Below are 13381 nucleotides of genomic sequence, written 5' to 3'. Positions count from 1 at the left end.
CTCAAGTCAGGTGACGGTTCGCGTCGCGAGCCGACAGCGCGGCGTCAGCCGGTCCAGCGCTGTCACTGGACAGTATACATTTTGCCTGTTTCGGCATTGTAGCATGGACACGCAAGCTGGCTGGTCGATGATGGACTGCCAGTTTAGTGGCGCGATCTGCAGACGGAGAACCGAATGGCCTGGGAGATCGAGTGCAGCGACGGTGTGGCCGTCGTTTGGATGGACTCGAATAAAGTCAACCGCCAAAATCCCGACTTCTTCGCAGACCTTGAAGCCGCGCTCGATCGTCTATCAAACGAATACGCCGAGCTGCCGGTCGTGCTTACCTCATCCCGTCAGATTTTCTCGGCGGGATTCGACTTTGACTATTGGTTTCCTCTCATCAGAAATGGCGACATCGCCACGGTTCAAGCTTCGTATGACAGGTTTAAGCAGATAAACCTGAGGCTTTTTTCCTATCCTCGACCGACGATCGCTGCGATCAACGGGCATGCTTACGCCGGTGGGCTGATTACAGCATTTTGCTGCGATTTCCGCGTTGCAGTTGAGGAGGACGCGAACGTCACCCTGAATGAAGTGCCGATCGGACTAGCGATGCCTAGTCTCTTCACGGAGATTATTAGATACGCCGTGGGCACTCCGGTTGCGGCCAAGGCGACCTTGACTGGCCGCATTTATTCTGGCGTCGAAGCCTTAGAGGCGGGCATCGTTGATGTGCTCTCTTCGAAACGGCACCTCCTCGAAACTGCCAAGCGTATGGCCAAGAACTTGGCACCAGATTGTTTGGCTGCATATTCCTTCTCGAAGGAAGCGCTGCAAGCACCGACGATCAAGCGCATCCACGAGGAGACCGATGTGCTGGACCGGCATTTCGGCGCAACATGGTGTTCGGACGGCGCAAAATCGGCGACCGCTCGGACCTATACAAATCTTAAATCACGCAGGGGGACGAGCTCATAGTAGGAGCCGTCATGGCGGCTTCTTGGAGCTTGCTCAACTCGCGCACTTGCAGTCGCGCTATTGGACCGGGATCAGGACCATCGGATTGGTGCGCCTAGACTTCCTGCCTTCAAGCGTGGGTGTGGATGGTCTTCAGGTCGTGCACCGCCGATAAGGGCCTCGAAAAACCTCGGTACGTTTGCCGGTAAGTTTTTAGGAGAGCTCGGGCCGCTTGGCAGATCACGAATGCAGGGCGCTGGACGCTACGCTAAGGACTATCTGTCACGGAAATGCGGAGTGCGTCGTTCGAGAAAAGCTTCCATGCCTTCGCGGTGATCCTCAAGTGCAAAGGTAAGGTTGAATAGACGTTTCTCCAATTGCAGCCCATCGTCGAGGTGTGGTTGCGAAGCTCTCAAAACAGCCTGCTTTATAAGCCTGAGAACCGGTAGGGAATACGACGCCAGTCGTTCGGCCGTCGAGCGAACCTCCGCCTGGAAAGTCTCTGGTGCGACAACGCGAGACACCAAGCCAATCGACTTGGCCTCTCGGGCGCCGATAAGCCGGCCGGTAAGAAGAAGGTCCATTGCTGCTGCCTTACCGGCCAACTGCGAAAGACGCTGAATTCCTCCGGCGGCCGACATGGTCGCAAGCGAAACCTCCGGATGACCGAACGTTGCGGTCTCGGCGGCGATCACGATGTCGCTCATCTCAACGAGCTCGCATCCACCACCCAGCGCATATCCTTCCACCGCAGCGATCACCGGCTTAGTCACGTTGCCGAGGACTTTGGAACAACCCACAAACTCCGTGCGAAGTACATCCGCGGGTGTCATGGCCAGCATTTCCCGGATGTCAGCGCCAGCAACGAACGTCCCTCCAGAGCCCCTCAGTACGATGACTTTTACTTTTGGATCGGTATCGAGTGATCCGAGGCGTTCGTCGAGCGCGGTCACCAGTTCGATCGAAAGTGCATTCCGAACGCCGGGCCGATTGAGGGTCACTTCGGCGATAGCATCGCGAAGTTGGGTCAGCACTAGATCTTCCAAATCACTCTCCGTGTCGCTTCGCCCGCGTCGCTTCTAGGAGCAGTACTTAAGCCGAGGCACGATTTCCGCGAGCTGCAAGGTAAGGCCAACCGGTATGCGAGTTTGCTGCAAAGAATTGGGGGCCGTTCCACCGGACACACAAATGGCGCACGCTTGAAACTCGGCAGGTGGAAATCGACGACTTCTTAACGGCAGCTCAGGATCCATCAACGACTGTGAAAGCACCTCCTGCTTTCGACCTTGCAGCCGCGAGCCGGGTTGCTGCGTGGGTCTTTCCTAACTCGCGGTCGCCGAATACAAAGCTTGAGATTTCAGCAAGCCCAAACACCTTCCCGCCACTGCCCCAGGTCCCTTCCGGAATCGTGTTGCAGAAGATCCAAATCCGAAACGGATTTCGGCTACGCCCGGCGGGCTCAGCATCGAGGATCTGATTTGTAATCTCCTCAATGAGCCCGGCTCGCGAGGCGCCGTCTAACTGCCCTTCTGGAAGAGAAACGACTATCTTGTAGCGCGGCTCCTGAGAAACCATTTCGTCGCCGCCGACGTAGACCTTCGGACGGTGGACAAACGTCCAGACGATCGACCGGACCTGCTTCTGGATCCGTTCGTCATTTGGGTCCGCGCCTTCCCATCGAAGAAGCGTAGCTGTAAGCGTTCTAATGAGGTTGCGCTCACGCTCGGGGTCGAGGGCTCCTTCCGGAATGTAAGCATCGAGCATCGGCATCGGTATGGCCTCCAAATCGAACTGATTTTGGCGCGATCGCGGTTGCGAAGGGTTGCGTCCGGCAAACCGCGAGCGGACGGCTATTCAAGCAAACGGCGCGGAAGAGATCGATGTACTCCCCAGTGTAGGTACACTCGTTGAAGAATCACAGGCGAGGAGCGTCTCGGAGTCCAGCTGGGCCACACAGCCCGCGGAGATGGTGTTCGGCGTGCTTCTCGTGGAATCGATCGATTTGGGGACATCCGGTTTGCGCCATCGCACTACTAGAAGCCCTGTAGTCTCACCCGTCCTTGTTGCCTCTGCTCCCCATCGAGGCTCAATCTAACCGTTGCTGACCCGCATAGCACTTTGTGAAGCGCAAATCCGGTAGATTGAAAAATGGAGACTGCGGATCGCTGGAGGAGGGGCGAAGGGCAGAAAGTGGACGATTGGTGCAGGACCGCAGGAAGGAAGATACCTAGAACTTAGCAAACGACTGGTCGGATCGAAGCATTTGTGCGCCGATGTTGTCTTACTCGTTCCGGCCGCTAAGTTAAAAGTGTCTCGCATAGTCCTGCAATACTTTCGCAAATTCCGTCGAACGGTCTCTGACGAACCAAGGGTCAACGCCGATATCGCGCAACTGATGGTCGTCCAACTCCCTCAACGCGCGGCGCAACTTCGCACACCGTCGTCTTTCGACAAGACGCGTAAGCAATTTCGAGAAATGTAACTTTATCCGCATGATCATTCTACCCTTCTCTCGGAGAAGAGTAATCGCGTCTGCCTTTTCAATGGATGCACTGCAAGGTGTAGACCGCCATTCAGATGCCGGACCGCGCCAGAACATAGTGTTCGTTGTGTGCAGAACACTCGATAAGCTACTTATCGAGCAAAGCGGTGGTCGAGCTCTGCCGTATACTGCGAGGTGTAGCTAAATGTAGATAGCGAGGATTAGCTTGAAGGTGGCGCTCGACCGAGATGGTTGACGACATTCCGTCCATCGAAGAGAGCTTGGCGTAATAGAGGTGCAGTAGATGCAGAGGTCGAAAAGTACAATGACTGCGCCGGAAATCATCGGGTCGATCTCATCGACATACACACGCGCTCTCTGCATGCTTTGCCACGAGAAGACCATTGAGTTCTCGCTGACCGAGGTCGCCCTGGGAGCGCCCGAGTTGCTGTCGTTTCATCCGTTGGGCAGGATGCCAGTGATGAGACATGGCGATTTCACGCTTTTCGAATCGAAAGCGATTGCCAGCTATCTCGATCGCAGTTTCGAGGGGCCTAGGATGTTTCCATTGAGCGTCAGAGAGGCGGCGCTCACCGAGCAGTGGGTTTCATTCGTCAACACCTGTGTGGATCGGACTCTGATTCGGACATTTCTTTCCGCGCACATCACAGCAATGAAGCAGGACAGACGGCCAGAGTCTGCTGTGATCCAAGCCGTGATGCCAGATATACTTAGCCAGATCAGTGTTCTCGACCGTGCCGTTGGTCAAACAGGGTATCTGGTGGGTCGGGACTTAACGTTTGCCGACTTAAACTTGATGCCTATCCTCCATAGGTTTCAGCAGACATCGATCGGTGAGGATGTGCTATCGAATGCGCAGAGCCTTCTTGCCTACTATCATGAACATTCACGCCGCATAAGCTTCGTTAACACGATGCCGCCGGCTGGCCCTCCAGCTCGATTTAGCGCAGGCGTGTCTTCTGCTTAGCATTCAGCTCAAAGACAGCGTTTGGCCTAGTATGAGGTTCGGCGAGGTGCGCACCGGACCCCTAGACCGGGTAGCCGGGCGATTTTCGCGCCATGCCGGCAAAAGCATCGAGTAGGCTTTCTCGCCATGCGTAAACAGGATCTGTATCGGTCAGCAGCTTAAATGGGCTGACCGCGCGGGCCCATTGAAATGCACCGAAAAAGATATAATCGGCATAGTTCGGGTGCCTTCCGCCAAGGTAGGGCTGGGTCTTTAGGGTCAATCGCATCGGTTCGAGGCTTTGGCGAAAAGTCTCAACGTCCCTGTCGCGGTTGGCGCTGACTTCTTCCAACGACTTTCCAAGACGCGCTTCCCGACTATTGCGGAAGTAAGTTGCGTCGGCCGGCATTAGATGAGCGGGAATATCGACGACAATATTGGGGAGCATGCCGCTGACCACCACAACGTCACTCCAGTAATTGAGCATCCTGGCCACTGCGCGACCACCCTCGCCACCGAATAAGGAAGGGCGAGTGGGGTACTTATCTTCCAGATAGGTTGCGATTGCCCAAGAATCTACGATTGCGGTCTCGCCGTCGACAATAACCGGAACTTTGTCGGAGTTGTAAGGAGCGATCGTACCCTTTTCCGTGAAACGCCAGGGGATTGTCTCCACCGATAATTCCTTGTGCGCCAGGGCCATGCGCGTGCGCCAACAGAACGGACTGAACGGGCGAGCTGGATCAGCGCCCACGAGCTCGTACAGTTTAATGGTCATCGGGAATCCCTACAGGATCACTGATCGGAGAATGTCGGCAGCGATAAGAGATGAGCCGGCGATTGGCAACATGCGTGAGGGCGATTAATCTCGTCCATTTGCTACCTATTTGGTGAACGTCGCCGCGACGCGTTGATGCAACGACACGCGTCCGTTTCACGCTGGTGAGAAAATGGGGGGCACTGCTAGGATCGGTCGTAGATCAAGCGCAAGCCGAAGCCGACAAGAAGCGCGCCAACGAGACGGTTAGACCAGGCATTGAAACGGATATAGATCCCGCGGGCTCCTGGTAACGACAGTAGCACTGCGACAAATCCATACCAGATCACCTCATTGGCAAATCCACCCACGACTATTGCGATTTTAGCCCAAGAGGCTGTTTCGGAAGGGATGGCCGCGGCGTAAAAGTCCCACAAAGAAGGCAATACTTTTGGGGTTTGACAAACCGACGAAGAAGCCGGAGCGGAACCCGTACAAGCTCTTTTGCGGGTTGACCAACGTCTGTTGAGGTTGCGTCTTGCTTGCATCAAGCCAGGCCCTGAGTCCGAGATAGACGAGGTAACAGCCCCAAGAATTTGGACGCTGTTTGCAAGCCAGCCAATCTTGCTCAGCAAGTACAGTTAAGCCGGTCATGCTCAATAGCGCCTAGATGAGTGAAGCAGATGCGACGCCAAATGAGGCGGCGAGAGCAGCGCGGCGCGAGCCGCAGATCGCTAGTCGGGTGACGACCGCAAAGTTCGGGCCGGGGCACGCGGTCGATGCAAAATAAAGCGCGAGCGTCGTCAATATCGCAGTCAGCTCGGTGCGCATCGTTCTCTGCTTTTCACCGTCGCATGATGGCGGGCCGCTCTGTGTAACAGCCCGCCAGAATACGTTTAGGCCCTTACGGCTTTAGTCTCGCTTGTGAGCGCAGAAACGTCTGATTTCGTCCTCTTCAGCTGGACTAACTGCCGAATTGAAAGGAAGTGGAGGATGAAGGAGAGCGGCACGGTATAAGCTGCGACCATTACGAGGGGATAGGCACCGAGCGGCGGAGCGAGCGCGTTCGCCGCTGGCGGAAGGAATCCTGCTCCGTTGAGCGTTCCCAATGTCACAGCCGAAACCAAGTCGAGTATTCCCAGCGCGTTCCAGAGAAGTCCGACTGTCTTGCCGGTGCCCGAGCGGGCGGCCATGATTGCGGCAAGCGGAGCCAGAATACCCGTGAGCACATCGCCCAGGCCCGCAGGAAATGCAAACGCCGGCGAGATGTTTCCGAGCATCCACTGTGCGAGAAAGGCGATACCGAGAATTCGGTACGTTTGAATGCCAATCAACCAGGAGGGCGGGATTGAGGCAAGAACTTCATCGATAACCGAAGAACGCCTGAGAAACGCTATCCAGAGGCCAACTGAACCGAAGATCGCGATCGGCAGTAACGGATTTCCCTTGCCGGGCGCAGGCAAGAAACCGCCATGGAGCGCAAACACCCAGATTGCGACCAACCAGGCGATAGCCGGGATCGCGATGACCAAGAAGTATCTTGTTCTCTCCCCGCCGACCCAGCCGGCCCGAGAGAGCCCGAGCCAAAGGCCGAGGAGCATCAGCCCGACATACATCGGACGGAAGACGATACCTGCATACGTAAACATCTCGAGAAAATGATTCATTGCCAGCTCTCAATTGATGGTACCGATCGGTACCATCGCTCCATTGAGCGCACAAGCGAACATTTTGATTCTCATGAGAGGCTTACGACACCGACAGGTTCGAAACTCGCCTCGTTCTTAACCTCGCGCCGTTGTCGCCCCAGCCAGCTGACGTACTGGTTGAACGGCTGACGCTCCAGCCAAGATTCAAGCTTATCTCGATTGGCACATGAGGGTGGTATCCTGGACAGTATATTTGGCCGTCCGAGGTGAGCGCGTAAGAGTCTCAAACGAAGATAGTTACCGGATGACCTGAAGGGCGATCGCGTGTCCGCTAAAAAGCCGCCAACGACGCGTCTCTTTTATCCTCGCGTTAGGACCTCCCACTCAAAGAGCGACGGCTGTCGCGATCGCTCGAGTGGGCACGTAGACGCCGCGGATTCCTCATGGTCCAGTGGGATGGGACCCTGGCAACACGACTATGAGCGCGCAATTCATGAGGTGAACGTTATACCGCTTCTGCCGCGCGTTGTAATCGCGCTGAGTTGCCTTCTGCTAGCAGCGCTTTTGAGAATCTCGGTTTGAACGTAGGGCAGGCGCAGTCAGGCGCGACACGACCGAAATTGGAAATGGCGTACTCGCCTATGCAGTAGAACGATAAGGTCCATTGTGCCCGAAGTGTCGACCTCGGGTTATCAGCGTTTGCAAGTGTACCGCCGCACCCGATTTCAGCCATACAACGAAAGTGTTCTCATTCGGTGCGCTCGATCGGTCTGGACATGCGTTCCTCTTGCATGCCCAGTTGGTCGTTTCTCCTGGGACTAAATGCCATCAGGGGCTGATGTGCCTTTAAGAACGCTGCTTCACAAGCATTGCTCCGGCGGCCACTAGAACAGTAGAGACCAGCCGTATGAGGCCGATGCCTTCCTTGAGAATGAAGCAAGAAATGAGTGCCCCAAATAGAACGCTGGTCTCTCGCAGAGAGGAGACCATGGCCATTGGAGCGTTTGCCAACGCGTAAACGGCGATCCAGTACGCCAGCGCCTGCATTGTACCTCCGGCAAACACGGCCAGATTGTTTCTCGAAACGGCTTCGAGCAAAGCTCGCGGGCGCGCGATAGCAACGATTGCCGCCGTAAGGATTCCATCCCCTAAAGTCAGCAGCACGGCAAAGCCCAAAGTCGATCCGGAAACCCTGGCGCCGAGCGCGTCCACAATCGTGTACGCGGATATTGAAAGGCCTGTGGCAATGCTCCAGCTGATCGCCTTTCGACTTGGGCGGACGGTAGATTGTTGACCAACAGAGAGGAGCACGACACCAGAGCTCAGACAGAGGACCCCTACGAGCGGGAGCCCCGTCAATTGTTCGTTCGCTACGAGAGCGCCGCCGATCCCAACCAGCAAAGGCGCTGTTCCGCGCATAAGAGGGTAGATCTGTCCTAACGGACCGTAGCTGTACGCTTGAGGAAGCAAAAAGTGATAAGCGGTGTGTAATAAGATCGTCAGCGCAAGAAAAGGCCACGAAACGGTATCTGGCAGCTCGACAAACGGCAAAGCTGCCAGAGAAATCAAGCTTCCAACAAATGTTACGGCCGCCATGACCGAGAGCCGGTCGCCGCTCACCTTTATGATCGCATTCCATGACGCGTTCAGCACCGCCGCGAGGAGTACGAGCGCAAAGACGAGGGTAGACATGCTGGCCCCAAAAATCGAACTGGCGAGAACACTAGCTTGCCCAGGCTCCCGTTCGGTACACTATCGAGTGGAGCAGGCAGCATGCTTGTTCGAGAAACCGAGCTATCTAGCGCTCTTCACGTCGGCTGTTTCTCAGCGATCCGCTGTAAGTTGTCGTTGATAAGGCCGCTACTCGTCAGTACCAGTCTCTCTGCTTACAGTTCGCTTGGCGGATTTTTCGCGGCGCGGCCGAACTTGATATTGGCGCTCTCCATGCATATGGTACCAATCGGTACCGTTGGGGAGCATTCGAATGAAGCGATCTCGAGAGCTAATCAGATGGGTTGGAGCGTCCGCAGCCTTCGCTGCAGTCGCGCTTAGAGTGTCTGCCGCTCTCGCTCAGGCGGTCCCCTCACAGAGCGCGCAATTGCCTCCAATACCTGTCAGGTCCGCCGAGGCGGTGAAGGGCGATTTCCCCATCTACGTGAGGAGCATCGGTACGGTACAGGCATACAACACCGTGTCCATTGTTTCGCGGGTGGACGGAGAAGTTCAAAAGGTCGCGTATCGGGAAGGGCAGCACGTCAAGGCGGGCGAGTTGCTAGTTCAAATTGATCCGCGACTATTCGAAGCGCAACTTCGGCAAGCCGAAGCGGCGCGCGATCGCGACAAAGCACTTCTTGCAACGGCTGAATTGGATTTTGGGCGATCGAGCCAATTGGTTGGCCAGGGCTACGCAACACGTCAGACCTATGACACGCAGAAGAACCAGATCGCGCAGCTCGAGGCCGCACTCAGGTCCGACGAAGCGACAATCGAGTTCGCCAAGCTTCAGCTGACGTATTCGCGTGTCTGTGCGCCTTTCGACGGGCGTACAGGTATGCGGCAGCTAGATCAGGGCAACATGGTCCGGGCAAATGCAGGAACGACGTTAGTGTTGTTGACCCAGACGACTCCAATCTCGGTTGTATTCGCAATACCTCAAGAGAGCCTCCCCGAGCTGCTGGAAGCATCAAATAGGGGCGCCAATCTCGAGGTGGTGGCCTACGCGCAGCAAGGAGGTGATCAAGCCCTGGCAACGGGAACGCTCGAAACCATCGACAACGCGGTGGATTCATCAACCGGATCAATCCGCCTGAAGGCGACCTTCGCGAACGAACACGACGAGTTATGGCCGGGCCAATTCGTCAATGTTCGGCTGCGCTTTGGAGCGCGGACCGATGGGGTGATCATCCCGGCGCAAGCGGTACTTCGGAACCAAGACGGTAATTATGCTTGGGTCGTCCGCCCGGACCGAACCGTCGAGCCGAGGCCCATTAAGGTCGCGCGAATTGAGCGAGATCAGGCTCTTATAGTAGGAGGGCTGGCACCGAAGACCACAGTCGTAGCCGACGGCCACTCACGACTGAGGCCCGGAAGCAAAATCCAGGATAATGCTGTCGCAACAGATGCTGGTGCTGGACAGCACACGGAGATGACCAGGTGAGCATCTCCCAAGGTTTTATTGCTCGTCCAATCGGAACCGTACTTCTGACGCTGGCTGTGACCTGTCTCGGAATCTTAGCCTACGTGTTTCTCCCGGTTGCCGCTTTGCCGCAAGTAGAGTTTCCGACCATTCAGATTACTGTTTCGTACCCCGGCGCGGATCCCGAGACGATGGGCTCTTCCGTAGCGACGCCGCTCGAACGTCAATTGGCACAGATTTCAGGTGTGAACCAAATGACCTCCGTCAGTGGCGTTGGCGTTACGGTCATTACGCTCCAATTTGATCTCGAAAAGAATATCGATAGTGCGGCGCAAGACGTGCAAGCCGCTATCACAGCCGCAGGTGGCGATCTGCCAAAAAACCTCCCAACGCCACCAACCTACCGGAAGACCAATCCAACCGATATTCCGATCTTGATCCTGGCAGTCAGTTCTGACCTGCTTCCAATAACGGCCGTAAGCGATGCGACAGAGAACATCTTAGCTCAGCAAATATCGCAAATCGATGGTGTCGGCTTGGTCTCGATCGCTGGTGTTCAGAAGCCTGCGATCCGGGTTCAGATCGATCCCGCCGCGATCGCATCGCGAGGTATCAGCTTCGAGCAAATTCGGACGCTTCTTTCGTCGTCTACAGTCAACGCGCCCAAGGGAAGCGTAAACGGCGATCGGCAGGCGTTGGCGATATCGGCTAACGACCAGCTTTTCACTCCCGATCGATTTTCCTCCTTGGTGATCAATTACCGCAACGGAGCCCCTGTCAGAATCGCGGATGTCGGGCGGGTCGTCAGTGACTCGGAAAGCAATCGAGGAGAGGGCACATACAATGGCAAACGCGCAATTATTCTGCTGGTACAAAAGCAGCCTGGCGCGAATACCATCGAAACGGTAGATCGTGTAAAGGCGGCGTTGCCAAAGCTGCAGGGCTCGATGCCGGCGGGAGCCGACTTAGCCATCGTCACCGACCGTACGCAGACGATCCGCGCATCAGTCGAGGATGTTCAGTTCACGATGATATTGACCATCGTGCTCGTAATTTTCGTGGTTTATCTATTTCTGCATAGCGCGAGAGTGACATTCATTCCGGCAGTAACCGTCCCATTATCTCTCATATGCACGTTTGGGGTAATGCTTCTTCTCGGATACAGCCTGGACAATCTGTCGCTTATGGGCCTGACAGTCGCCGTTGGCTTTGTGATCGATGATGCCATCGTAATGGTAGAGAACATCGCAAGGCACGTGGAGGCTGGCGTGTCGCCGATCCAAGCTGCTGTTCGGGGCTCGCGCGAAATCGCTTTCACGATCGTCTCAATGTCCGTATCGCTCGTCGCTGTGTTCATTCCGCTCTTGTTCATGAGCGGATTCATAGGTCGCTTGTTTAGAGAATTCGCCGCGACGGTCGCAATTTCGATCGGAACGTCTGCGATAATCTCTCTTACTCTCACGCCGATGATGTGTGCATTTCTCATAAAGCAGCACAAATCGAAACGAACAAAGATCTCGTCATTTTTAGAGCGAGTTCACCAAAGCCTTTTGAGAGGCTATGAAGCGTCACTGCGATGGAGTTTATCGCATGCTTGGCTCCTCCTCGGAGCTACAATCGGAACTGCCGCGCTCACCGGTTGGCTATATGTGGCGGTGCCAAAGGGCTTCTTTCCGTCACAAGATACGGGCTTGATTGTTGCTGTTTCTGAAGCGTCGCAAGACATTTCTTACTTGGCTATGATGGACAAGCATCGGGAGCTTGTGCAAGCCATCATGGCCGATCCAGCCGTAGACGGCGTCATATCCGCAGTCGGTGCCGGCGCGGTAAATTCCACTGTCAATAACGGCCGTATGTTCATCAATCTTAAGCCGAGAAGCGCGCGAGACGCCGATGCCTCGCAAGTCATCCAGCGCCTGCGGAAGACGCTTTCGTCGCAGCAGGGTATCGTTCTCTATATGCAAGCGGCGCAGGACATAAACATCGGTGGTCGAGCCACCAGGACGCAATACCAATACACATTGCAAGACGCGAACCTCGGCGAGCTCGAGACGTGGTCAGGCCGGATGCTCACTGCTTTGCGGCGCATTGCTATCCTCCAAGACGTGGCTTCCGATCAACAGCTATTTGGTCCCACATTGGCACTCGATATTGATCGAGATGCTGCGGCGCGATTCGGCATCACTCCGCAAGACATCGACGATACGCTCTATGACGCGCTTGGTCAGCGGCAGGTAGCGACGATGTTCACGCAGTTGAACCAATACAAGGTGATCCTCGAAGCCACGCCGGAGTGGCAGAAGTCACCTGACAATCTGCGGGAACTATACTTGCGTTCGCCTATAACTGGGCAGCAGGTTTCTATGAAGGAGTTCGCTAGACTATCGTCTGCTGTTCAGCCGCTTACGGTCAATCATCAAGGCCGGTTTCCCGCAGTTACGTTGTCGTTCAATCTTGCGCCGGGGCATGCTCTCGGTGATGCGGTTGCGGCCATTCAGAGCGTCGAACGTGCGATGGGCAAGCCGGATTCACTCGTTACATCGTTCCAGGGCAACGCTCAGGCGTTCCAGGCTGCGCTCGCTACCCAGCCTTACCTCATTGCCGCGGCAGTGTTGGCTATCTACGTCATCCTGGGGATACTTTATGAGAGCGCCGTTCATCCGATTACCATTCTTTCGACATTGCCTTCGGCGGGGGTTGGAGCCATCTTGGCTTTGATGCTCGGGGGGTATGACCTCGGCGTCATCGGTTTGATCGGCATCATTCTTTTGATCGGCATCGTGAAGAAGAATGCCATCATGATGGTTGATTTTGCTCTCGAGGAGCGACGAAATCACGGTAGCACGCCCGCTGAGGCCATCTACCGCGCCGCTCTTCTCAGATTCCGTCCCATAATGATGACAACCATGGCCGCGTTACTAGGAGCGATCCCACTCGCGATCGGAGCGGGAGTTGGCTCCGAAATTCGGCGACCGCTTGGTTTTGCGATTGTCGGCGGTCTTTTGATCAGCCAGTTGCTGACGTTGTACACGACGCCCGTGATCTACCTATATTTGGATCGACTTAGCGGCCTATTCTCGAAGCGAGGCAGAGTGTCGGGGCGAGAAGGATCAGACGAGCTGGTGACAACGACGTCGCCCGCCGAGTAAGCGGAGATCTTGTTCTGGTGTCGCGCGCTTCGGAAGTGGCATGCGGGCGGGCCGGTGAATCTGAAGGGACCGTCTCTTTGGCGATCCCTTTCAATTGTGTTCCACTAACGTGTCGATCGGAGACCGGGGGGACGCAACCATTCGGTCATTCTCGCGCCAACCTCGGCCTGTCTGGCTAGCTTCATCAGAGCATCTCTCTCGATACCGGGGGTAAGCCCTGCAGCTTTTTCGCGTAGCGCTTTAGCTCGATTTAGCAGTCGATCTTCAAGTGAGTTGGTCTGGATGACGCGGCGGCGTGGCGG

At 55.8% G+C, this 13381-nt stretch carries 13 protein-coding genes; 4 read left to right on the top strand and 9 right to left on the bottom strand.

The annotated features are described in order from the left end of the window. Positions 1-174 precede the first annotated feature (174 nt). Entirely contained in the window at positions 175-960 is a 786-nt protein-coding gene (locus ACVINW_RS06910) for an enoyl-CoA hydratase/isomerase family protein (RefSeq protein ID WP_456750601.1), read from the top strand. A 254-nt stretch (positions 961-1214) separates the two neighbouring features. On the opposite strand, the gene ACVINW_RS06905 is transcribed toward ACVINW_RS06910, so the two are convergent. The 3 genes from ACVINW_RS06905 to ACVINW_RS06895 all read right to left on the bottom strand — a co-directional run bounded on the left by ACVINW_RS06905 (position 1215) and on the right by ACVINW_RS06895 (position 3433). Then, positions 1215-1973: an enoyl-CoA hydratase-related protein gene (locus ACVINW_RS06905; protein ID WP_456750600.1), complete on the bottom strand. Its 759-nt coding sequence runs from the start codon at positions 1971-1973 to the stop codon at positions 1215-1217. Positions 1974-2181: 208 nt separating this feature from the next. Continuing rightward, positions 2182-2709, bottom strand: coding sequence for a hypothetical protein (locus tag ACVINW_RS06900; RefSeq protein ID WP_456750599.1), 528 nt, complete (start codon positions 2707-2709; stop codon positions 2182-2184). A 532-nt stretch (positions 2710-3241) separates the two neighbouring features. Next, complete coding sequence (locus tag ACVINW_RS06895) at positions 3242-3433, bottom strand: DUF1127 domain-containing protein (protein ID WP_456756323.1); 192 nt, start codon at positions 3431-3433, stop codon at positions 3242-3244. 313 nt (positions 3434-3746) lie between these two features. Between ACVINW_RS06895 and ACVINW_RS06890 the strand changes: the two genes are divergently transcribed. Continuing rightward, entirely contained in the window at positions 3747-4409 is a 663-nt protein-coding gene (locus tag ACVINW_RS06890) for a glutathione S-transferase family protein (RefSeq protein ID WP_456750598.1), read from the top strand. Positions 4410-4470: 61 nt separating this feature from the next. On the opposite strand, the gene ACVINW_RS06885 is transcribed toward ACVINW_RS06890, so the two are convergent. The 6 genes from ACVINW_RS06885 to ACVINW_RS06860 form a co-directional block, all read right to left on the bottom strand. Continuing rightward, entirely contained in the window at positions 4471-5166 is a 696-nt protein-coding gene (locus ACVINW_RS06885) for a glutathione S-transferase family protein (RefSeq protein ID WP_456750597.1), read from the bottom strand. Positions 5167-5351: 185 nt separating this feature from the next. Then, positions 5352-5582 (bottom strand): LysE family transporter, encoded by a 231-nt coding sequence (locus ACVINW_RS06880; protein ID WP_456750596.1) that lies wholly within the window; start codon positions 5580-5582, stop codon positions 5352-5354. Further along, positions 5530-5799, bottom strand: coding sequence for a LysE family transporter (locus ACVINW_RS06875; RefSeq protein WP_456750595.1), 270 nt, complete (start codon positions 5797-5799; stop codon positions 5530-5532). The genes ACVINW_RS06880 and ACVINW_RS06875 overlap by 53 nt, the downstream gene beginning before the upstream one ends. 12 nt (positions 5800-5811) lie before the next feature. Next, entirely contained in the window at positions 5812-5976 is a 165-nt protein-coding gene (locus ACVINW_RS06870) for a hypothetical protein (RefSeq protein ID WP_456750594.1), read from the bottom strand. A 65-nt stretch (positions 5977-6041) separates the two neighbouring features. Next, positions 6042-6812: a hypothetical protein gene (locus tag ACVINW_RS06865; RefSeq protein WP_456750593.1), complete on the bottom strand. Its 771-nt coding sequence runs from the start codon at positions 6810-6812 to the stop codon at positions 6042-6044. Between the two features lie 828 nt (positions 6813-7640). Continuing rightward, positions 7641-8486 (bottom strand): EamA family transporter, encoded by an 846-nt coding sequence (locus ACVINW_RS06860; RefSeq protein WP_456750592.1) that lies wholly within the window; start codon positions 8484-8486, stop codon positions 7641-7643. A gap of 439 nt (positions 8487-8925) precedes the next feature. Here ACVINW_RS06860 and ACVINW_RS06855 point away from each other — a divergent pair, with 439 nt between their 5' ends. Beyond that, the gene (locus tag ACVINW_RS06855; RefSeq protein WP_456750591.1) at positions 8926-9951 is read left to right on the top strand and encodes an efflux RND transporter periplasmic adaptor subunit; all 1026 of its coding nucleotides are present in this window, start codon (positions 8926-8928) and stop codon (positions 9949-9951) included. Continuing rightward, positions 9948-13079, top strand: coding sequence for an efflux RND transporter permease subunit (locus ACVINW_RS06850; protein WP_456750590.1), 3132 nt, complete (start codon positions 9948-9950; stop codon positions 13077-13079). Before ACVINW_RS06855 ends, ACVINW_RS06850 begins: the two co-directional genes overlap by 4 nt. Positions 13080-13381: the final 302 nt, after the last annotated feature.

This window comes from Bradyrhizobium sp. USDA 4461 (genome assembly GCF_054055655.1).
The sequence above is the reverse complement of the archived record's forward strand: the minus strand, read 5'-3'. Positions and strand labels throughout refer to the sequence as shown.

Excerpts from the sequence above, each read along its gene's own strand:
- ACVINW_RS06890 (WP_456750598.1), top strand. The coding sequence starts at position 3,747 with ATGACTGCGCCGGAAATCATCGGGTCGATCTCATCGACATACACACGC.
- ACVINW_RS06865 (WP_456750593.1), bottom strand. The coding sequence starts at position 6,812 with ATGAATCATTTTCTCGAGATGTTTACGTATGCAGGTATCGTCTTCCGT.
- ACVINW_RS06885 (WP_456750597.1), bottom strand. The coding sequence starts at position 5,166 with ATGACCATTAAACTGTACGAGCTCGTGGGCGCTGATCCAGCTCGCCCG.
- ACVINW_RS06860 (WP_456750592.1), bottom strand. The coding sequence starts at position 8,486 with ATGTCTACCCTCGTCTTTGCGCTCGTACTCCTCGCGGCGGTGCTGAAC.
- ACVINW_RS06895 (WP_456756323.1), bottom strand. The coding sequence starts at position 3,433 with ATGCGGATAAAGTTACATTTCTCGAAATTGCTTACGCGTCTTGTCGAA.
- ACVINW_RS06870 (WP_456750594.1), bottom strand. The coding sequence starts at position 5,976 with ATGCGCACCGAGCTGACTGCGATATTGACGACGCTCGCGCTTTATTTT.
- ACVINW_RS06910 (WP_456750601.1), top strand. The coding sequence starts at position 175 with ATGGCCTGGGAGATCGAGTGCAGCGACGGTGTGGCCGTCGTTTGGATG.
- ACVINW_RS06900 (WP_456750599.1), bottom strand. The coding sequence starts at position 2,709 with ATGCCGATGCTCGATGCTTACATTCCGGAAGGAGCCCTCGACCCCGAG.
- ACVINW_RS06875 (WP_456750595.1), bottom strand. The coding sequence starts at position 5,799 with ATGACCGGCTTAACTGTACTTGCTGAGCAAGATTGGCTGGCTTGCAAA.